Below are 18,177 nucleotides of genomic sequence, written 5' to 3'. Positions count from 1 at the left end.
ATTTTTTGTCCTCTCCAGGCCGGTTGGAGGGAACGCAAACGGTCCCGCATAATGGCCGTCTGAAGGAGACCTGAATGGCAACCAACAAGCGCGATCAACTACTCGATACGGCCGAGCGGCTTTTTTACACGGAGGGTTACCACGCCACGGGAATTGATCGGATTCTCAGCGAGTCCGGTGTGGCGAAGATGACGCTGTATAAACATTTCAAGTCAAAGGAAGAGCTGATCCTGGCCGTGCTGGACGCGCGGCAGCAGCCAATGCTTGAGCGTCTGCACGAGGCTCGCAGCAAACTCCCGCCACGCAAGGCATTGCTGGGCATTTTCGACGGCTTGAACGAGATGATTCACAGCCAGAAGGCGTTTTGCGGCTGTCTCTTCATCAATGCGGCGGCGGAATACCACGACCGCAACCATCCGATTCACCAGCGCGCCGCGGCCTACAAGGCGCAGTTCCAGGCGCACCTGCGCGAGCTGCTGGAAGCCATGGAATCTCCGCAGCCCGAGCAGTTGGCGCGGCAACTGCAATACCTCGTTGAAGGTGCGCTGAGCATGGCGCACATCGAGGGGCCGGGTGACCAGGCCCTGCTGGCCAAGACGGCAGCCAAGCAGTTGCTAGACGCCGCGGGCATCCCAGCCTGATGCCCGCGGCGATTCATAATTGATAACAAGCGTTTAGGCGGCTGGCGCTTCCTTCACCCGGAACCAGGCCGCATACAGTGCCGGCAGGAACAGCAGCGTCAGAGCGGTCGCAACGATCAATCCGCCCATGATCGCCACGGCCATGGGCCCAAAAAACACACTGCGCGACAGCGGAATCATCGCCAGCACTGACGCAAGCGCAGTCAGCACGATGGGCCGGAAGCGCCGTACCGTGGCGTCGATGATTGCGTTGAAGCGATCCTGGCCTGCACCAATGTCCTGCTCGATCTGATCCACCAGGATCACAGAGTTACGCATGATCATCCCTGACAGCGCGATGGTGCCAAGCATGGCCACAAAGCCGAACGGTTTGCCAAACAGCAGCAGGAACAGCGCGACACCGATCAGCCCCAGCGGCGCCGTGAGGAACACCATGGCCGAACGCGAGAAGCTCTTGAGCTGCAGCATCAACAGGCTTACCACGACAATGACGAACAGCGGCATACCGGCGTTTACCGAGGCCTGACCGCGAGTGGAATCTTCCACGGTGCCGCCAACCTCCAGCAGATACCCGCTGGGGAGCGCCGCACGGATCTCGCTAAGCGTCGGTTCGATCTGCTGAACCAGGGACGCCGGTTGTTGATCCCCGTAGATGTCGGCCCGCACCGTTACCGTTGGCAGGCGATTTCGGTGCCAGATCACGCCTTCTTCGAAACCGTACTCGAGGGTTGCGACTTGCGACAACGGCACACTACGGCCACTGGCGGTGGGAATGGCAAGGCTTGGCAACATGCTTAGCTGCTCGCGCTCACGCGCCGTACCACGCAGCTGGATCTCGATCAGTTCATTGTCTTCCCGGAACTGGCCGGCGGTTGTGCCGGTAAACGTACGCCTGAGAAACTCGGAAAGCTCGAGCGTGCTCACGCCGAGGGCGCGGGCGCGATCCTGATCCACATTCAGCCAGACCACCTTGCTCGGCTCTTGCCAATCAAGATGCACGTTCGCTACGTACGGGTTATCGCGAACCTTGGCGGCCACCTGACGCGCCAGCTTGCGGACGACATCGATGTGCTCTCCAGTCACCCGGAACTGCACCGGATACCCCACCGGCGGTCCGTTTTCCAGGCGACTGACACGCCCGCGCAGCGTTGGGAAATCCTCTCTGAGTCGCTCGATCAGCCAGCTGCGCAGCGCTTCGCGCTCGTCGATGCTGTTCGCCAGCACCACGATCTGCGCAAAGCTCGTCGCCGGCAATTGCTGATCCAGTGGCAGGTAGAACCGTGGTGAGCCATTGCCAATATAGGCAACGTAATTGTCGATACCGGCCCGGTCCTTGAGCATCTCTTCAAGGCGGTGGACCTCGGCTTCAGTGGCCTTGAGCGATGCCCCTTCGGCCAGCTTCAAATCCACCATCAACTCAAGACGCCCTGACGCCGGAAAAAACTGCTGCGGGACGATGCGGAACAACCCGATCGCACCGACGAAGAGCAGTAACGTCAGGACGATGACTGTCTTGCGCCGCTGCACACAAAAATGAATCACTCGCCGAACCCGCTGGTAAAACGGTGTCGAGTAGGGGTCATGCCCCTGGTCGCTGCCGCCGTGCTTCTGCGCGTGGCGCTTCGCCAGGTCAGGCAACAGTTTTGCGCCGAGAAGCGGCACGAACACAACCGCCGCAATCCACGACGCAATCAGCGCAATGGTCACAACCTGGAAAATGGAACGGGTGTATTCGCCGGTGCTGGACTGCGCTGTGGCAATCGGCAGAAAGCCCGCCGCGGTAATCAGGGTCCCGGTGAGCATTGGAAAAGCCGTACTGGTCCAGGCGTAACTCGCTGCCTTGAGCCGGTCGAACCCCTGCTCCATTTTGATCGCCATCATCTCCACGGCAATGATCGCGTCGTCCACCATCAGACCGAGCGCCAGCACCAGCGCGCCCAGCGAGATCTTGTGCAAGCCGATGTCCAGGTAGTGCATGGTTGCGAACGTCATCGCCAAAACCAGCGGAATGGACAGCGCGACCACGAGGCCGGTGCGCACGCCGAGTGAGAAGAAACTCACCAGCAGCACAATGATCAGCGCCTCGATCAGCACCTGCACAAACTCGCCGACACCTGTCTTCACGGCGGCTGGCTGATCGGACACCTTGCGCAGCTCCATGCCTGCCGGCAATTCCTGCTGCAGCCTGGCGAACTCACCTTGCAAGGCTTCACCGAGCATGAGGATGTCACCACCCGCTTTCATCGATACGGCAAGGCCAATAGCCGGCTCGCCCATGAAGCGCATACGCGGCGCCGGCGGATCATTGAAGCCGCGGTAAACCTCCGCAACGTCACCGATGCGGAAGGTGCTGCCCGCGACGCGAATGGGAAAGTCGCGAATCTCCTTCACGGTTTCGAAACTGCCGGTCACACGTAACTGGACCCGGTCGCTGACGGTCTCGACGAAGCCAGCGGACATCACTGTGTTCTGAGCTTCGAGCGCTTGCTTTACCGCTTCCAGCGGTACGCCCAGATTCGCGAGTTTGACGTTCGACAGCTCAATCCAGATCTTCTCGTCCTGCAATCCGATCAGCTCGACCTTGCCGACATTGGTGACCCGCTGCAGCTGCAACTGGATGCGGTCGGCGTAATCCTTCAGCACGGCATAGTCGAAACCCTGGCCGGTCAGCGCGTAAATATTCCCGAAGGTGGTGCCGAACTCGTCGTTGAAGAACGGCCCCTGCACGCCTGCCGGTAAGGTGTGGCGGATGTCACCGATCTTTTTGCGGATCTGATACCAGAGGTCAGGGATCTGCTCGGAGTGCATCGAATCGCGCGCCATGAAGGTCACGTTGGATTCACCCGGCCGCGAGAACGACACGATGCGTTCGTATTCGCCGGTCTCCATCAGCTTCTTCTCGATGCGCTCAGTGACCTGCCTCGAGACCTCCTCGGCGGTCGCGCCGGGCCACTGGGTCTGGATGACCATGGCCTTGAAGGTAAACGGTGGGTCCTCGCTCTGACCGAGTTTGCTGTACGACAACGCTCCGACAACGGCCATCAGAAGCATCAGATAGATGACGATTTGCCGGTTCCCTAACGCCCAGGCGGAAAGATTGAAGCGCATTCCGATTACTCCTGAGCGGCCAGTTCGACCGGCCTGTTGTCACGATCGACAGCCCTCACCGGCTGGTTCTCATGAAGCATCTGAACGCCTGCCAGCACGACCCAGTCATCGGCCTGCAAACCGTTGAGTACGGGTACCAGGGTTTCACCGAAGGCCCCCGTCTGCACCACGACGCGCTCCAGCGTGGCGTCGTCTTTCACGCGCCAGACATAAGCCTTGCCCTGCTCGGCGGTCACCGCCGAAAGCGGTACGGCCAGTGGCACCTCGCCATTGCTGCGGATCGAGACCAGAGCGCTCTGGCCGAGCTCGGCAGGGACATCGGCGTCCGCAAAAGCGACCCGTGCGGAGTACGTGCGTGATTGCGGATCAGCAGCGGGAGATAACTCGCGGATGGAACCGGGGTATTGCTTGCCCGGCTGGGACCACACTTCCACCGAGACCGACTGGCCGACCGAATAACGATCCAGCGCCTGCTCCGGCAAGTTGATCGCCACCTCGCGCTCACCATCGGCTGCCAGCACGAATGCCGTCTGGCCAGCTGAGACCACCTGGCCTACCTCAACCCGGCGCTGAGCGATTACCCCTTCGTGAGTTGCGCGCAAAACGGCATAGTCGACCTGGTTGTTCGCCACATCGAACTCGGCGCGAGCCTGTTGCAGACGAGCCTGAGCCGAGCGAAACGCGTTTTCAGAGGCATCAAATTGCGAGCGGCTGACCAGTTGCCGACCCATCAACGTCTTGTAGCGCTCATGCTCGGCTCGGGCGACCCGCAAGTTGGCCTCCGCAGCCGCCACCTGAGCGCGGATGCCTTCCAGTTGCAGTCGTACGTCCTGGGGGTCGAGCCGGGCCAGCGGTTGGTCCTTGCTCACCCGCTCGCCCGCTTCAACCATGCGCTCAACGACCTTGCCGCCGATTCGGAACGCCAGTTCCGGCTCGTAACGCGCATGCACCTCGCCCGGGTAGCTCTCGAACGCCTCGCTCGCCGGTTGCGGCTGGGTCACCATTACCGGCCTGACAGAAAGGGGCTCGGGTTCACCGTTGCCACAGCCAGCGAGCAAAGCGAGGCCAATGACACCGATTAAAGGCAGGGCATGTCGAAACACGTTGAGTCTCTCTCTGTCGCGAAGCGGGTTCTAATACTTATACTGCGCGGTATAGTAAAAATACCGAACTCACCAGTCTAGTATTAAAAACACCTATGACCGACAAACCAGCCGCGCCCTCTGGCCCGGGCCGCCCGAAGGATCTCGCCAAGCGCGAGGCGATCCTCACAGCCGCTCAGGTCTTGTTTCTCAGCAATGGCTACGAAGGCAGCAGCATGGACGCCATCGCCGCGGAGGCAGGCGTCTCGAAACTCACGCTGTACAGCCATTTCAAGGATAAGGAGGCGTTGTTCAGCGAAGCGGTGAAAATAACGTGCGAGACTCGGCTGCCGCGCAAGTTGTTCTCACTCGAAGACGATAGCTCGATCAGGCAGGTGTTGCTGGAGATAGGCCGCGCATTCCAGGCGCTGGTCAACAGCCCCGAGTCCATCGGACTGCACCGCGTCATGGTGGCCATGGCAACGCAGAATCCAGCACTGTCACGTATGTTTTTCGACGTAGGGCCGCAGCGCTTGCTGCTGGATCTCGAACAGCTGTTTGCTCAGGCGAATCAGCGCGGCCTGTTGTGTGCGAACGAACCCATGCGCGCCGCCGAGCACTTTTGTTCGCTGATCAAGGGCGCCACGCATTTCCGACTGCTGATCGGCTATTCAGACCCACCCGACACCGGTGAGGCGGATAAACATGTCCAGGATTGCATCGACGTGTTCATACGCGCCTATGGCACGGCCACAGCAAAAGCAGATTAAGGCGAAGCCATGCCGTTCTCACGGCGGCGCCGCACTAGCCGTGATCGTCACGACGCTTAGAGCGCCGACAGGGTACGGTACTCGTCCTGCGCCAACTGATCGGTCATACCGCTGACGAAATCCTGGAGCATTCGGCACCGGTAGTAGAACTCCCAAAGCGGCCAGTTCGACGCACACTCAGCGTGCAGCTTGATGGCTTCGTGGTAGGCCTTGATCAACTGACTGGGCAACCGCCGAGCCAGCATTTGCAGGTGCGGTTCACTGCGGCAAATGCCTTCAGTCAGTGCCTGAAAGGTGGGCGGACTGACTCGAAGCAACGGCGCATAGGCATCGAGTAGCCCTTGGAGAATCCGGTATCCCTGCAGCTGCAGGGTCTCGACTTCGCGGTGACAGAAAACTCGATTCATCGCGACGTCCTTGAATGTCTGAACGATGGCGTTGGGCAGGCTGGCATCTTCAAGCAGGGCCCGATCCAGGGTCCCGTGATACACCGCCTCGATGTTTTCAATGAACTGCTGAGCTGCGTGCTGCACCAGCGGATGGACCAGGTTGACCCGCAGCCAGATGAAGAACTCGCCGACCTTGTTGATCGGCTCTTTCTGCGCACGCGATTCGGCATAGGCGAGCACGCTGCGGAAACTGCGACCGGTGGCCGCGATTGGTTCGTCCGGCGAACCGTGCTCGGCAAATTTGGCGAGCAGCAGTTGCGACAGCTGCTCGATGGTGAAGATACCTTTCTCCACCGAGTCTTCGATGTCCGCCAGGCAATAGGCGATGTCGTCAGCCGCTTCCATGATGTAGGCAACCGGGTGACGGGTGCCTGGCTGCAGATCCAGCGCTGTGCGCAGATCGCTCACAAATGATTCTTCGGATAGATAGAAACCGGGCTTCTTGTGCAGATACGCGCCAGGTGTCCCCTTCGCCGGCCTTGGCGCATAGGCTGCGCGCACATATTTGAGCAGGCCGGCCGTCTGGGTATAGGTCAGATTCAAGCGCAACAGGCTGACCACCAGCCGAACTGCCTGAGCGTTGCCTTCGAACTGCTTGAGATCGGCGAGCATCTGGCAACGCAACGCGTCATCGCCCTGCCCTGTCGGTACGGCGACGTCGAACAATGCCTCCAGCTTTGCGCCAAACCATTCACCAATCGCGAACTCGCCAAAATGGCCAAACGGCGGGTTGCCGATGTCATGCATCAAACACGTCATCTCAACCAGGCTTTCCAGCGCGCCCTCAAGCCCATCGAGCCCGTATTCGCCTGCCTTGTTGCCAAGCTGCTTATACAGTGTGCGGACAATGAAGCGGCCGGTCTGCTGCACTTCCAGTGAATGCGTCAGACGGCTGCGCACCGCGGCATTGCGCTCCAGCGGAAACACCTGCGTCTTCTGCTGCAGACGACGTACCGCCGCGGAGTTGATGATGCGACCGCGATCGCTTTCGAATTGATCGATGACCAGCGCGAGATCACCGTCTGAAGCCTTCAGCCCGGACTCAGCCGCGCCATAGGGACGCTGGCGGGAAATCTTGTCCTTGAAATTCACTGGCCCCGGCATGGTTACGCTCGCTCTACAAAGGAACAGCGAGCCTATCGCGGCCGGACGGCTTTACCAAGCATCGGGCGCCGATGCGGCCAGCTCGTTTAGAATCGTCCGCCCTGTCACCGGAGCAGCGTCATGACCCGATCGCAATTCCATCTGCAGCATGCGGAACGTGCCACCGCGGAAGCACAGCGCATGCTCATTCAGCGCTCGGTGCTAGGCGCACGCTGGCTGGCCTGGGTCGCAACCGAGCTGTATCAGCTAAAGCCGCCAGAGTTCGCCGCGATGGTGCGTCGGGAACTGGCACGGCTCAACGAAGGCTGACTCAGAGGACGCCAACATCAAGGCCGAAAAAAGATGATCATGCAGTGGCCCGTCGAGGGGCCGTTTCTGCGCGACGAGCTCCGGCGGCTGCCAGGTACCGGAAAGCCCAGTGCAATCGACAAGCAGCTGGCGTTGACGGACGTCTGGCTTGATGGCGATGGCCTGCAAGGTGATCGCGTCGCCGACCGCCGCTTTCATGGCGGGCCAGATCGCAGCGTCTGCCATTATCCGGCAGAGCACTATCACCGTTGGCGCCACGCCTTTTCGCATCTGCAGACGCTCGGCCCCGCTGCATTTGGCGAAAACCTGTCCACTACCGGTCTTGATGAGCGGCACGTTTGCATCGGTGACCGTTTTCGCTGGGGTGACGCCCTGCTCGAGGTCAGCCAGCCCCGCTCGCCCTGCAGCAATCTGGACCGTCGCCACAATGCACCTGGCCTGGCGCGACACCTTGCACAAAGCGGTCGAACCGGTTGGCTGTACCGAACGCTTGAGCCGGGCACCGTTCATTTCGGCGCCGAGCTCTGCCTGATTGAGAGGCCGTTTCCCACCGACAGCGTTCTTCGCGTTTGGCGAAGCTTGCGTGACGACGCGACAAGCGACGCAGAGCTAGCCCGGCTACAAGACCTGCAACCTCTGGCTGGCGAGTACCGCATACGCTTTCGCAAGCGTCTCGATGCAAGGCGCCGCCTGCAAGATCAGGGCACGCTGTTCTGACAACCTGACCGCATCGTAAACCGCGCGGGACCTAAATGCAGAACGTGACGGAACCAGAAAAAGACCGTTCAGCAGGCCTGGCAAGGTCATCAGACAACAAGCTCAAGTATGAGCATGAACTGCCGATGTTGTATTACAACTCATCGTCTTCGGCATTCGCCCGTCTGAGGAAAAACAATGAAGAATCTCAAGGTCACCGCCAAGCTGACGCTAGGCTTCGCCGCGGTACTGCTCCTAACCATCTGCGTCGCTGCTATCGGTGTACTGAGCATGGATGCGCTGATCTCGCGCAGCGATAAGGCTCAGACAGCGGAACACCTGCTGAACGAAGCCGATCAGATCCGCTATGCGCAGATGCGGTTTGAAGAACGGGGAGATGCGACGTACATCGTGCAGGTAACCGATGCGGTCGCCAGGATTGCCGAAATTGTCGAGCAGCGAAGAGCGGGCTTTTCTGAGCCACAGGATCGGGAATACCTCGAATCCATCGTTAGCGAAGCCCGAAATTATCAAACTGCATTCGAGAGGCTCGCCGCGCTGCATGCGTTGAAAAAGCAGACCCGGGCCAACTGGGTCGATGCGGGCAACACCACTGACAAGCTGATCGCCAACCTGGAACGCCGCTGGAACGGTGTCTATGGCAATCCCGTCCTGCACCCAACCAGCGACATTGCCAACATAGCCCTGCTGACCACCGAACTGTCCAAGCAGAATCGCCTGCTGCGCTTCACCGTTCGGGGCTACCTGATGGAAGAATCGGAACCGGCACTACAGGCCCTGAACCAGCAATTCGAGGCCTTGAACGCTGCGATCGCGCCCCTGGAGAGCGAGTTGATAGGGCCGCAAGCCGGGAGCCTAATGACTCTCAAGGCGAGTGCGACCGAGTACGTGGCGCTGGTAAAAAAACTGCCGCCGCTCGTGGCCGAGCAACAAAAGGCGCGGCAGAACATGGAAGCGATATTCGACAAGCTCTATGAACAGGCCCAAGGCATCATTTCCAGTCAAACCCAGAAACGCGCAGACGATGCGCAGAGCCAGAAGCTTCAAGTCATAGGCATCACCTTGCTCGCCATCGTGCTTGGCGTGTTCATTGGTGGCTTGATCGTGCGCCAGATTACCCAACCGCTGAATCAGGCTGTGCTGATGGCCGAGCGGATCGGTGAAGGGGACATGACCGGAGAAATGCCAGCAGAGCGTCAAGACGAATTCGGCCAATTGTTGCAGGCGTTGGGCAAGACCCGCGGCAAACTGCAGACGCTCATCGGCCATATCGGCGGCATCACCACACAGCTCGCGACCGCCTCTGAAGAACTGTCCGCTGTGACCGCGCAAACCAGCGCAGGGGTTACCAGCCAGCGCCAGGAAACCGATCAGGTCGCAACCGCCATGCACGAGATGACCGCCACGGTGCAAGAAGTGGCGCGCAATGCTGAAGAAGCCTCGAATGCCGCACAACGCGCCGACCAACAGGCCGCTAAAGGCAACCTGGTCGTCCAGCGCGCGTTAGCGCAAATCGACCGACTCTCAAGCGAAGTCACGTTATCGGCCGACGCGATGACGCAGCTGAATCAAGAGACCGATGGCATCAGCACGGTGCTGATCGTGATCAACGGCATCGCCGAGCAGACCAACCTGCTCGCGCTGAATGCGGCAATCGAGGCCGCACGGGCGGGTGAAGCTGGTCGTGGGTTTGCCGTGGTGGCCGACGAGGTACGAGGCCTTGCCCAGCGCACCCAGCAGTCAACCGCCCAGATCGAAGCGCTGATTGCCAATCTGCAAAAAGGCGCCCGAAACGCATCCGGCATGATGGATAGCAGCAGCGGCCTTGCCATCGAGACCGTCGCGTTGGCGCAGGATGTTGGACGGGAGCTGCAGGCCATCACCGAAACGGTGTCGATCATTCAGGCGATGAACCAACAGATCGCGACCGCAGCCGAGCAACAGAGCTCCGTGGCGGACGAAATCAATCGCAGCGTTCTCAACGTACGCGACGTTGCCGATCGGTCTGCCGAAGCGGCCCAGGAAACCGCCACGTCTACTGCTGAACTGGCACGGCTGGGCACCGAACTTCAAACGTTGATCAGACAGTTCAAAGTCTGATCACAGCCGTTCCGCCGGCAGCGCAGCGATTGCGTGTCGCTATCCAGCTCTGTCAATCAGGCGTAGTCTCGGCTACCAGTTGATTACAGATCTTCTACGCTCACCGAGGTGCACTGGCCACAGAGCAGACCGACGCAGGGATGCACAACCCAGCCATCAATCCGCGAGGCGACACCATGAGCAAAGGAATGGACACAAAGAAGAACGCTAAAAAGAAACCCCTCAAGACCGCGCAGGAAAAACGCGTGGCTAAACGCGAAAAAGCCAACGGAGCGACGCCCCTGCTGGGCAGCCACGCAGCACGCTGAAGACTGTCCAACGAGCGCCCCGCCCGGTTTCCGGCCCGGGGCGTTTTGCTGTCAGGCCGGCGACCCGCCGAATGCCGTGCGCAGTCGGCCGACCAACCACCCCCCGCTCACGTTGATCACTAGGCCCAGCATCACCAGCAGCGCACCGATTGCCTGCAACCCATCAAGCTGCTCGCCCAGCAGCCACGCGGCGGAGGTCAGCCCAACCACTGGCACCAGCAGCGAAAACGGTGCCACGGTATTGGCCGGGTACCGAGATAGCAGCCGACTCCAAAGCCCATAGCCGAGAATGGTCGCGCCAAACGCCAGGTAAACCAGGACCATGATCGAGCTCAGACCGATCCCGCGCAGGGCGCTTTCGATCATCTGCGGGCCTTCGATGAACCAGGACAGCGCGAAAAACGGTATTGGCGGGATCAAGCTGCCCCAGACCACCAGCCCAACCAAATTCACTTTACCCACCTTGCGCGTGATGATATTGCCCATCGCCCACATGGAGGCTGCGCAAATGGTCAGTATGAAGCCCGCCAACGTCATGCTGCGATCACCTTGCATCCCGATCAGTACCAGTCCGCTGGCGGCGATCACGAGCCCGACCAAATTGGTCGCGCGCAGCCGTTCGCCGAGAAACAGCACGGCAAAGAACAGCGTAAAGAACGCCTGCGATTGCAGGACCAGCGACGCCAGACCAGCCGGCATTCCCACATGCATCGCCGAAAACAAGAACGCGAACTGACCCAGTGAGATGGTCGCGCCATAGGCGATCAACCAGCGCAGGGGCATTTGCGGCCGCTTGATAAATAGAATCGCGGGAAACGCCGCCAACATGAACCGCAGGCAGCCCAGCAGCATCGGCGGAATGTCATCCAAACCGATCTTGATCACGACAAAGTTCATGCCCCACACAACAATCACGACAAGGGCCAGCAAAAGATCCTTCGGTGACATGTCAGGCCCCCTGTACAAAGACTTCATTAAAGCCCGAGCGCAATGCAGGCGCACACGTACAGCGAGCGGGCAAATAGCCCGTACAGTCCTGCCGGCTGATGCCGCCAGCCCAAGAGTAAAAAGTCACTGCGCTCAGGCCGTGCCTGCTTTGGCAGCAACAGCTAGAATCGACGCCTATCAACTCACCTGACGACGAGAGCAACCATGGGCGCACAGTGGAAAGCGAAACATAAGGAGGCAGCCGCCAACGCCAAAGGGCGCACCTTCGGCAAGCTATCTAAGGAAATCATGATCGCGGCGCGCAGCGGTGCTGACCCGGATATGAATCCCCGTTTGCGCCTGGTGGTTGAACAGGCCAAGAAAGCCTCGATGCCGCGTGAAACCCTGGAGCGCGCCATCAAGAAAGGCGCCGGACTGCTGGGTGAGAGCGTCAATTACGAGCGCACAACCTACGAAGGTTTCGCCCCGCATCAGGTGCCTTTGATCGTTGAGTGCCTGACCGACAACGTCAACCGCACGGTGGCGGAAATACGCGTACTGTTCCGCAAGGGCCAGCTCGGCGCATCCGGTTCGGTCGCATGGGATTTCGATCATTGCGGCATGATCGAGGCAGTCCCTGCGTCAGCGGACGCCGACCCCGAGCTGGCAGCCATAGAAGCCGGCGCGCAGGATTTTGAAGCAGCCGACGACGACGCCACGCTTTTCATTACTGACCCCAGCGATATGGACGTGGTCAGCCGCGCCCTGCCCGATCAGGGTTTCACGGTGCAGTCGGCGCAGCTCGGCTATCGACCGAAGAACCCAGTTACTACCCTGACGGATGCGCAGCTGGAGGAAGTCGAGGCGTTCCTAAACGCCATTGATGCCCACGACGACGTGCAGAACGTTTACGTCGGGCTGGCTGGCTGACAAGGCGACTGGGTGACGGAATCGGACCAGGAAGAGGCAAGGCCAATGAGCACCAACAAACCGAACACACCATACGCCCAGCGCGAGCAGGGCTATCGCGAAAAAGCACTGAAGATATACCCCTGGGTTTGCGGACGCTGCGCCAGGGAATTTTCGGGAAAGCGGCTGAGCGAGTTGACGGTCCATCACAAGGACCACAACCACGACAATAACCCTGAAGACGGCTCGAACTGGGAGTTGCTCTGCCTGTACTGCCACGACAACGAGCACTCTCGATACACCGATAACCAGTACCACGCCGAAGCCAAACCAGGCAGCGATTTAGGGCCGAAGGAAACGTTCAAGGCCTTCGCCAATCTGGGCGACCTGCTCAAGGGCAAGCCGGACTGACCCCGTCCGGCCCTGTAGATTCCGGTTATTTGACCAGCAACACCGGCACCGATACTTCATGCACGACCCTGTTGGCGACAGAGCCCATCAGCATGCCGGTGAAGCTGCCCAGCCCACGGGTACCCATCACCACGGTGTCGCAGCCCAACCGCTGCACCGCATCGTTCACCTGCTCCGCTACATTTCCGAGGATCGCGTGGGTTTGATGCGGAATACCAGCAGTCTGCAGCGCCGTAGCGGCTTCCGCGAGGGTGCGGTGTGATTTATCGAGAAAGCTTTTGTTCAGCTCATCCACGGCATTAGCGGTGACGAACTCGCCGTAGAGCACCGGTTCCTGTTGCACGTTCAAGACATGCACCTGGGGCGGTTTAGGGGCATCGGCGGCAAAATCGATGATGTAGTTCAGCGCCCGTTTGGCGTTGTCCGAACCGTCGTAAGCGAGAAGAATATTGCGCATAGTAGGTCTCCATGACTGTTGGCGACAGCATAGACCAACGCCCTAGCACGCTGGCGGCGCAGCATCAGATCCATTGCTCTGGATCAACTGCGCGGTCCAAGCTCCTCCATATAAGGCCAGACCATGATGACAACCAGCCCCGTTCCGTTTGGCGTCGGCGACGCTTCTTTTCAGGCAGCAGGCGGCGAAGCCGGTATCGAGCGCCTGGTCGCGGACTTTTATGAAGTGATGGAAGAAAGCCAAGCCGCTGCATGCGTGCGTCGCCTCTATCCGCCGGATCTCAATGAATCACGCGAACGGCTTGCCGCCTTTCTGTGCGGATGGTTGGGTGGGCCGCGCCGTTACGCTGAAAAGTTTGGCAGCATCAGCATCCCGCAATTCCATATGCGCTGGACCGTGGGAGCGTCCGAGCGCGATGCCTGGCTCCAGTGCATGGCCGAGGCCATAGCCAGGCAACATTACTCAGCGGACTTTTCCAGCTACCTGTTAGCGCAGCTGCAAGTACCTGCCGAGCGCATCCTGCAAGCCGGCCAGCGGAATTGCCCTGCGCACCCGCGCTAGCCTGCTTCGTCCTGCCGGACCAATCGGCCGAACCCTGAAGTGTCCGCTGCGTCATACCCTTACAGGGTCACGATGTGCGCCCTGCCGTGCCCTGTTCAACAGCGCTGTCAGGTAACTGAATGAAGATCCGCTTTGCCTCGGTCAACGAGCAAAAAATTCGAGATGCAGGTGAGTTTCTCGCTCAACGCGGTATCGAGATCATCAACTTCCCGGTGCGCATCGTTGAAACCCAGACAGAAGACCTCCATCAGTTGGTCAGTGACAAACTGCTGGATGCATTCAAGCTGATCGGCAAGCCCGTTTTCGTCGAACATTCCGGCCTGTTCATCAGCAGCCTGAATGGCTTTCCAGGCGGCCTTACGCAGACGTTCTGGGACCGCTTACATGCCGTGCGCTTCTCGGAACTGATCGGCAGCTTGGACGATTCCTCAGCGATAGCCCGCACGTTGATTGGCTACTGCGATGGCCGCAAGCGGCACTTCTTCGAGGGTGAAGTCAGTGGGCGTATTTCTCGCGAACCCGCGGGTGAAGAAGGGTTCGAGTGGGACAACGTGTTCATCCCCGACGGCTATACGTGTACGTTCGCCGAGCTGGGCGGCATCCATAACGAGCTATCCATGCGCAAGCGGGCGTTAGAAGCCTTCGTCACGCACCTGCGTGGTATCTGAGCGAGGTGGTTGATGCAGAAGCTTCTGGAAGCCTACCGGCAGAATCGCCTGATCCTTTTTGTAGGCTCCGGCGTGTCGGCGAATATCGGACTGCCTCCGTGGCGCGACCTGATCGACGAGATTGCACTACAGCTCGATTACGACCCCGACGTGTTCGACACTTATGGCAATTTCCTCTCCCTCGCCGAGTATTACCGCATCAAGAAGGGCAATATCGGCCCCCTGCGGAGCTGGATGGACCGCGAATGGCATAAGGACATTCAGATTCGCGATTCAGAAATCCACAGGTTGATCGTGCAAGGACGCTTTCCGGCCATCTACACGACCAACTACGATCGCTGGCTAGAGAACGCCCATGATGCGCACGGCGTCAGCTACATCAAGATCGCCAATGCCAGCGACTTGGTAAAAGCCCGCGATGGGGTTCGGCAGATCGTCAAGTTTCACGGCGACTTCGATGACGATGATTCGATCGTGCTGGACGAGACCAGCTACTACGAGCGGCTGCAGTTTGAAACCCCACTCGACATCAAACTGCGGGCGGACACCTTGAGCAAGGCCGTGCTGTTTATCGGCTACAGCCTTTCAGATACGAACATTCGATTATTGTTCTACAAACTTTCAAAGATGTGGAATGAGCACGAAACGCTGGGCGTTCGGCCGATTTCATATGTTTTCTCACACAAGCCGAATCCTGTGCAGGAAGAAATTCTGAGCCAGTGGGGGATTCAAATGATCAGTTCGGAAGATGACGAGCCGGGGCTGGCATTGAAGAACTTTCTCAGAGGGCTTGTAGAAAGCTAATCGAAACTTTTAGTAACCCAACAAACGAAACGGAGTGCGAGTGCGAGTGCGAGTGCGATGCATCGAAGCATCGCACTCGCTGGGCTTAGTAGTTGTAACCGATACCCACGCTATAGAAGAACGCACCATCGTCGTAGCGATCACGCGCGTCACTTCCACTCTTGAACAAGAACTGATATTCCGCCATTGCAGTAATGAACGTTTTGTCCTGTACCCAGTATTTCAAACCCACTTCAGGACCGCCCATGAACGTCTCATCAACCTCCTCGCCGTAAATACCACCGACGCTCAGGCCAACAAACGGACGGGTATTGCCGCTGCCGAAGTGATAGTCATAGAACACACGGGTAGAGCCGTCGAACTGCACACTCTCGCCTTCAGAGTCACGCGCATTCACTGTCTGCCGAATACCCCACATGGAAGCATCGTCCAGGTATGTACCCCAACTACCTTGTACGGAGAACACTGTATCGTCGAAGTCCTTATCGCTACTGCCCGCACCGCCCAATGTAACCTCACGATCACCCGCTACCGGAGCGGCAACAGCGAACGCGGGAAGCATGGCGGCGACCAGGAGGGAAGTTTTGAAAAGTTTGTTCATGACAACACCTCTTGTTCTTAATATTGCGGAATACGCAGTGACGCTTACGCGGTGCGCATTAGTAATGACACGACCACTTTCACACTGTTCAATTTATTTTAGATATGTAGCGCAAGTAGCTGTATAGAAAGAGTTTTTTATTTTATCTCGCCGTTTCGCTAGTTAATCAAAGCAGCATAAAACTGAATCAAATACACTTCCTTAAACTAGCGAAACGGCGAACACAAACTAACTGACGAAACGTAAATACTGCTTCTATCTAACAATCGGAGCGACTTTGAGACCGTCTGTGAGTTCAGATAGAACCGCCTTGCCGGGCAACCGTGTCGTCAGGGATTGGATCGTCCTCGGGGTCTGCGTCGAAGTCCCGACCCATCGCAATTCGCAACCAAACCGGGACCAGCAACAAGCCCACTGCAATGCATATCCAGCTGATCATGGAACTGCCATCCGGTGGAGGAAACATCAAACGGCCGACGCCGACCAAAAGCGAGAAGAGCGAAGCGGCCGTCACCGCCACCGCAAAGAGCCGCGTCCCCAGCGCCTTGACCGACACCGATGCAGCAACCCCGTTAAGCGTGGCGGCGTGGCGCCAAAAACCGAACGGACGAACACGACGATAGAACCGCTTCAGCGTCGCATCGTCAGTTGGCGGCGTGATGAAGGTGACGAGAATGGCCGCGCTTGTTGTCGTCAGCGCCATGATGCCGAGGCGTATCCACTCACGCTCAGGATCGGTACCGAGGTAGTAAAGGAGCAGCGGTGCCGTGATCAGCGACACGGCCATGGCCGTCAGTTCGGAAAATAGGTTGATCCGTTCCCAGAGCCACCTCAGTACCAACACCGACCCCATCCCTGCGCCAAACAGCAACGAGATGAACCAGGCGGTTTGGATCGAGCCCAGGTTGGCCATGATGATCATCGCAATGGCGAGAATAAGCACATTGGACAAACGCGCCACCAAGACCAGCTCGCGATCCCGAGGTTTGCGCTTTAGGACATGCGGGGCGAACACACCGCCGTAGACATCGTTGCTCCAATAGGACGCGCCCCAGTTGAGGTGGGTATCGACAGTCGACGCGAGCGCGGCCAGCAAACCCACCAACATCAGGCCCCGCACACCCGGCGGCAACAGGTCTTCGATACCTTGGACAAATAGCGCCTCGCGCCCGGCAGTAAAGCCGTCGCCCGCCATCTCAGCCGGCGTGAACGGATACAGCACCAGCAACCCGACAGCAATCGCCATCCAGAACAGACTGCGCAGGAAGATCTGCAACCACGTGAACACCAGACCGGCGATTCGAGCGTCTCGGTCGGTCGGGCACGCCATGCTTCGCTGCGCCAGGTAGCCCGTGCCGTCCGAATTCATCTGGAAGAACCACTGAAGACCAATGATCACCAGGAACGGCATCAACGCCTCTCCCGCATCGGCCGGCGGCGAGAAGGACAGCATCTTCCCGGCCTGATCCGAACCATAGAGCTCGACAATACGATCGGTAAGCCCACCGAGCCCACCCGCCGCGTCGACCACGAACCAGGCGTAGAGCAGCGTGCCGACCATGGCCAGACTGAACTGCACGACGTCGGTCTGGACTACCGCACGCAGCCCGCCGGTAATCGAGTACATGGCCGTAAATGCGAGTATCAGCAGGATCGAAATCAGGTTGTTTGCGCTCATCATCGCCGGCTCCAACCCGGTGATGCTCTCGCCCAACTGAATCCCGGTGCTGGCAATGAAACCAACGATCGGGTCGTAGATACCGGCCGGCAACCACAAATGCCACGGCAGAAACACCTCAGCAATGCGGATGGCCGCCACCAGTACCATCGCCAGCACCACGCAGTTGATTACCGTGCCGTAGTAGATCGCCTTGAGCAGGCGCAACGGCGTGACGCCCTTACCGCTGTAGCGCACACGGGTCAGCTCTGCGTCGGTCAATACGCCGGCACGACGCCAACCCACCGCAAACACAAATGCCATTAGCAGGAACGCGAGACCGTAGATCCAGAGCCTCCAAAGGGCGAAAATACCGGCCGTTGCAACTAGGCCGGTCACCAGCAACGGCGTATCGGCGGCGAACTGCGTCGCGCCCATGGAGAAACCGGCCTTCCAGCCCTTTATGGTCCTGCCCGCAAGAAAATACTCATCCAGACTTTGAGAGGCTTTTCCTCGTGCCTTCAGGCCGGAGCCCAGACCGTATAGGATGAAAGCCACCACTATCAGTAGATCCAACATATTGTTATGTCCTTT

The 18,177-nt window shown here is 59.1% G+C and carries 18 protein-coding genes and 1 pseudogene; 12 read left to right on the top strand and 7 right to left on the bottom strand.

Annotated features, from left to right (window positions below):
- Positions 1 to 74: 74 nt before the first annotated feature.
- Entirely contained in the window at positions 75 to 641 is a 567-nt protein-coding gene (locus K4O48_RS06575) for a TetR/AcrR family transcriptional regulator (RefSeq protein ID WP_222911254.1), read from the top strand.
- A gap of 33 nt (positions 642 to 674) precedes the next feature.
- Here the strand turns inward: K4O48_RS06575 and K4O48_RS06570 are convergent, their stop codons facing one another.
- Together K4O48_RS06570 and K4O48_RS06565 are read right to left on the bottom strand one after the other, a co-directional pair.
- A complete protein-coding gene (locus K4O48_RS06570; RefSeq protein ID WP_222911253.1) occupies positions 675 to 3,749 on the bottom strand; it encodes an efflux RND transporter permease subunit in 3,075 nt (1,024 codons plus the stop codon).
- Positions 3,750 to 3,754: 5 nt separating this feature from the next.
- Entirely contained in the window at positions 3,755 to 4,852 is a 1,098-nt protein-coding gene (locus K4O48_RS06565) for an efflux RND transporter periplasmic adaptor subunit (RefSeq protein WP_222911252.1), read from the bottom strand.
- A 95-nt stretch (positions 4,853 to 4,947) separates the two neighbouring features.
- Here K4O48_RS06565 and K4O48_RS06560 point away from each other — a divergent pair, with 95 nt between their 5' ends.
- Positions 4,948 to 5,601 (top strand): TetR/AcrR family transcriptional regulator, encoded by a 654-nt coding sequence (locus K4O48_RS06560; RefSeq protein WP_222911251.1) that lies wholly within the window; start codon positions 4,948 to 4,950, stop codon positions 5,599 to 5,601.
- A 56-nt stretch (positions 5,602 to 5,657) separates the two neighbouring features.
- Here K4O48_RS06560 and dgt read toward each other — a convergent pair whose 3' ends face one another.
- Complete coding sequence (gene dgt, locus K4O48_RS06555; RefSeq protein ID WP_222911250.1) at positions 5,658 to 7,154, bottom strand: dGTPase; 1,497 nt, start codon at positions 7,152 to 7,154, stop codon at positions 5,658 to 5,660.
- A 120-nt stretch (positions 7,155 to 7,274) separates the two neighbouring features.
- Here dgt and K4O48_RS06550 point away from each other — a divergent pair, with 120 nt between their 5' ends.
- The 5 genes and pseudogenes from K4O48_RS06550 to K4O48_RS20445 all read left to right on the top strand — a co-directional run bounded on the left by K4O48_RS06550 (position 7,275) and on the right by K4O48_RS20445 (position 10,588).
- Positions 7,275 to 7,463: a hypothetical protein gene (locus K4O48_RS06550; RefSeq protein WP_222911249.1), complete on the top strand. Its 189-nt coding sequence runs from the start codon at positions 7,275 to 7,277 to the stop codon at positions 7,461 to 7,463.
- A 39-nt stretch (positions 7,464 to 7,502) separates the two neighbouring features.
- Positions 7,503 to 8,180 carry an MOSC domain-containing protein gene (locus K4O48_RS06545; RefSeq protein WP_222911248.1) on the top strand — a complete coding sequence of 226 codons (678 nt, stop codon included), beginning with the start codon at positions 7,503 to 7,505 and terminating at the stop codon, positions 8,178 to 8,180.
- Positions 8,181 to 8,357: 177 nt separating this feature from the next.
- A pseudogene (locus tag K4O48_RS20680) lies at positions 8,358 to 9,374 on the top strand (methyl-accepting chemotaxis protein); the annotation flags it as partial.
- Positions 9,351 to 10,280 carry a methyl-accepting chemotaxis protein gene (locus tag K4O48_RS20675; protein WP_409518940.1) on the top strand — a complete coding sequence of 310 codons (930 nt, stop codon included), beginning with the start codon at positions 9,351 to 9,353 and terminating at the stop codon, positions 10,278 to 10,280. The pseudogene K4O48_RS20680 and the gene K4O48_RS20675, both read left to right, overlap by 24 nt.
- Positions 10,281 to 10,456: 176 nt before the next feature.
- Positions 10,457 to 10,588, top strand: coding sequence for a hypothetical protein (locus K4O48_RS20445; protein ID WP_256059203.1), 132 nt, complete (start codon positions 10,457 to 10,459; stop codon positions 10,586 to 10,588).
- A 51-nt stretch (positions 10,589 to 10,639) separates the two neighbouring features.
- On the opposite strand, the gene K4O48_RS06535 is transcribed toward K4O48_RS20445, so the two are convergent.
- Positions 10,640 to 11,536 (bottom strand): EamA family transporter, encoded by an 897-nt coding sequence (locus tag K4O48_RS06535; RefSeq protein WP_222911246.1) that lies wholly within the window; start codon positions 11,534 to 11,536, stop codon positions 10,640 to 10,642.
- A 204-nt stretch (positions 11,537 to 11,740) separates the two neighbouring features.
- Here K4O48_RS06535 and K4O48_RS06530 point away from each other — a divergent pair, with 204 nt between their 5' ends.
- On the top strand, positions 11,741 to 12,445 hold the full coding sequence (locus tag K4O48_RS06530) for a YebC/PmpR family DNA-binding transcriptional regulator (RefSeq protein ID WP_222911245.1): 705 nt from the start codon (positions 11,741 to 11,743) through the stop codon (positions 12,443 to 12,445).
- A gap of 45 nt (positions 12,446 to 12,490) precedes the next feature.
- Complete coding sequence (locus tag K4O48_RS06525) at positions 12,491 to 12,835, top strand: YajD family HNH nuclease (protein ID WP_222911244.1); 345 nt, start codon at positions 12,491 to 12,493, stop codon at positions 12,833 to 12,835.
- A gap of 25 nt (positions 12,836 to 12,860) precedes the next feature.
- Here the strand turns inward: K4O48_RS06525 and K4O48_RS06520 are convergent, their stop codons facing one another.
- Positions 12,861 to 13,292, bottom strand: a complete 432-nt coding sequence (locus K4O48_RS06520; RefSeq protein WP_222911243.1) for a universal stress protein — start codon at positions 13,290 to 13,292, stop codon at positions 12,861 to 12,863.
- A gap of 123 nt (positions 13,293 to 13,415) precedes the next feature.
- Between K4O48_RS06520 and K4O48_RS06515 the strand changes: the two genes are divergently transcribed.
- The 3 genes from K4O48_RS06515 to K4O48_RS06505 all read left to right on the top strand — a co-directional run bounded on the left by K4O48_RS06515 (position 13,416) and on the right by K4O48_RS06505 (position 15,325).
- Positions 13,416 to 13,853 carry a group II truncated hemoglobin gene (locus tag K4O48_RS06515; protein ID WP_409518926.1) on the top strand — a complete coding sequence of 146 codons (438 nt, stop codon included), beginning with the start codon at positions 13,416 to 13,418 and terminating at the stop codon, positions 13,851 to 13,853.
- A gap of 119 nt (positions 13,854 to 13,972) precedes the next feature.
- Entirely contained in the window at positions 13,973 to 14,521 is a 549-nt protein-coding gene (locus tag K4O48_RS06510) for a non-canonical purine NTP pyrophosphatase (RefSeq protein WP_222911242.1), read from the top strand.
- A 12-nt stretch (positions 14,522 to 14,533) separates the two neighbouring features.
- Positions 14,534 to 15,325: an SIR2 family protein gene (locus K4O48_RS06505; protein ID WP_222911241.1), complete on the top strand. Its 792-nt coding sequence runs from the start codon at positions 14,534 to 14,536 to the stop codon at positions 15,323 to 15,325.
- 85 nt (positions 15,326 to 15,410) lie between these two features.
- On the opposite strand, the gene K4O48_RS06500 is transcribed toward K4O48_RS06505, so the two are convergent.
- Together K4O48_RS06500 and K4O48_RS06495 are read right to left on the bottom strand one after the other, a co-directional pair.
- Positions 15,411 to 15,926 (bottom strand): hypothetical protein, encoded by a 516-nt coding sequence (locus tag K4O48_RS06500; RefSeq protein ID WP_222911240.1) that lies wholly within the window; start codon positions 15,924 to 15,926, stop codon positions 15,411 to 15,413.
- A 295-nt stretch (positions 15,927 to 16,221) separates the two neighbouring features.
- The gene (locus K4O48_RS06495; protein WP_222911239.1) at positions 16,222 to 18,162 is read right to left on the bottom strand and encodes a sodium:solute symporter family protein; all 1,941 of its coding nucleotides are present in this window, start codon (positions 18,160 to 18,162) and stop codon (positions 16,222 to 16,224) included.
- Positions 18,163 to 18,177 lie beyond the last annotated feature (15 nt).

The sequence above is a fragment of the Pseudomonas sp. DNDY-54 genome (genome assembly GCF_019880365.1).
In the GTDB taxonomy this organism is placed as follows: Bacteria; Pseudomonadota; Gammaproteobacteria; order Pseudomonadales; family Pseudomonadaceae; genus Stutzerimonas; species Stutzerimonas stutzeri_P.
This window is presented reverse-complemented; position numbering and strand designations above follow the sequence as displayed.

Coding starts and splice junctions, on each gene's coding strand:
- K4O48_RS06575 (WP_222911254.1), top strand. CDS start 75: ATGGCAACCAACAAGCGCGATCAACTACTCGATACGGCCGAGCGGCTT.
- K4O48_RS06570 (WP_222911253.1), bottom strand. CDS start 3,749: ATGCGCTTCAATCTTTCCGCCTGGGCGTTAGGGAACCGGCAAATCGTC.
- K4O48_RS06560 (WP_222911251.1), top strand. CDS start 4,948: ATGACCGACAAACCAGCCGCGCCCTCTGGCCCGGGCCGCCCGAAGGAT.
- dgt (WP_222911250.1), bottom strand. CDS start 7,154: ATGCCGGGGCCAGTGAATTTCAAGGACAAGATTTCCCGCCAGCGTCCC.
- K4O48_RS06550 (WP_222911249.1), top strand. CDS start 7,275: ATGACCCGATCGCAATTCCATCTGCAGCATGCGGAACGTGCCACCGCG.
- K4O48_RS06545 (WP_222911248.1), top strand. CDS start 7,503: ATGCAGTGGCCCGTCGAGGGGCCGTTTCTGCGCGACGAGCTCCGGCGG.
- K4O48_RS20675 (WP_409518940.1), top strand. CDS start 9,351: ATGACCGGAGAAATGCCAGCAGAGCGTCAAGACGAATTCGGCCAATTG.
- K4O48_RS20445 (WP_256059203.1), top strand. CDS start 10,457: ATGAGCAAAGGAATGGACACAAAGAAGAACGCTAAAAAGAAACCCCTC.
- K4O48_RS06535 (WP_222911246.1), bottom strand. CDS start 11,536: ATGTCACCGAAGGATCTTTTGCTGGCCCTTGTCGTGATTGTTGTGTGG.
- K4O48_RS06530 (WP_222911245.1), top strand. CDS start 11,741: ATGGGCGCACAGTGGAAAGCGAAACATAAGGAGGCAGCCGCCAACGCC.
- K4O48_RS06525 (WP_222911244.1), top strand. CDS start 12,491: ATGAGCACCAACAAACCGAACACACCATACGCCCAGCGCGAGCAGGGC.
- K4O48_RS06520 (WP_222911243.1), bottom strand. CDS start 13,292: ATGCGCAATATTCTTCTCGCTTACGACGGTTCGGACAACGCCAAACGG.
- K4O48_RS06515 (WP_409518926.1), top strand. CDS start 13,416: ATGATGACAACCAGCCCCGTTCCGTTTGGCGTCGGCGACGCTTCTTTT.
- K4O48_RS06510 (WP_222911242.1), top strand. CDS start 13,973: ATGAAGATCCGCTTTGCCTCGGTCAACGAGCAAAAAATTCGAGATGCA.
- K4O48_RS06505 (WP_222911241.1), top strand. CDS start 14,534: ATGCAGAAGCTTCTGGAAGCCTACCGGCAGAATCGCCTGATCCTTTTT.
- K4O48_RS06500 (WP_222911240.1), bottom strand. CDS start 15,926: ATGAACAAACTTTTCAAAACTTCCCTCCTGGTCGCCGCCATGCTTCCC.
- K4O48_RS06495 (WP_222911239.1), bottom strand. CDS start 18,162: ATGTTGGATCTACTGATAGTGGTGGCTTTCATCCTATACGGTCTGGGC.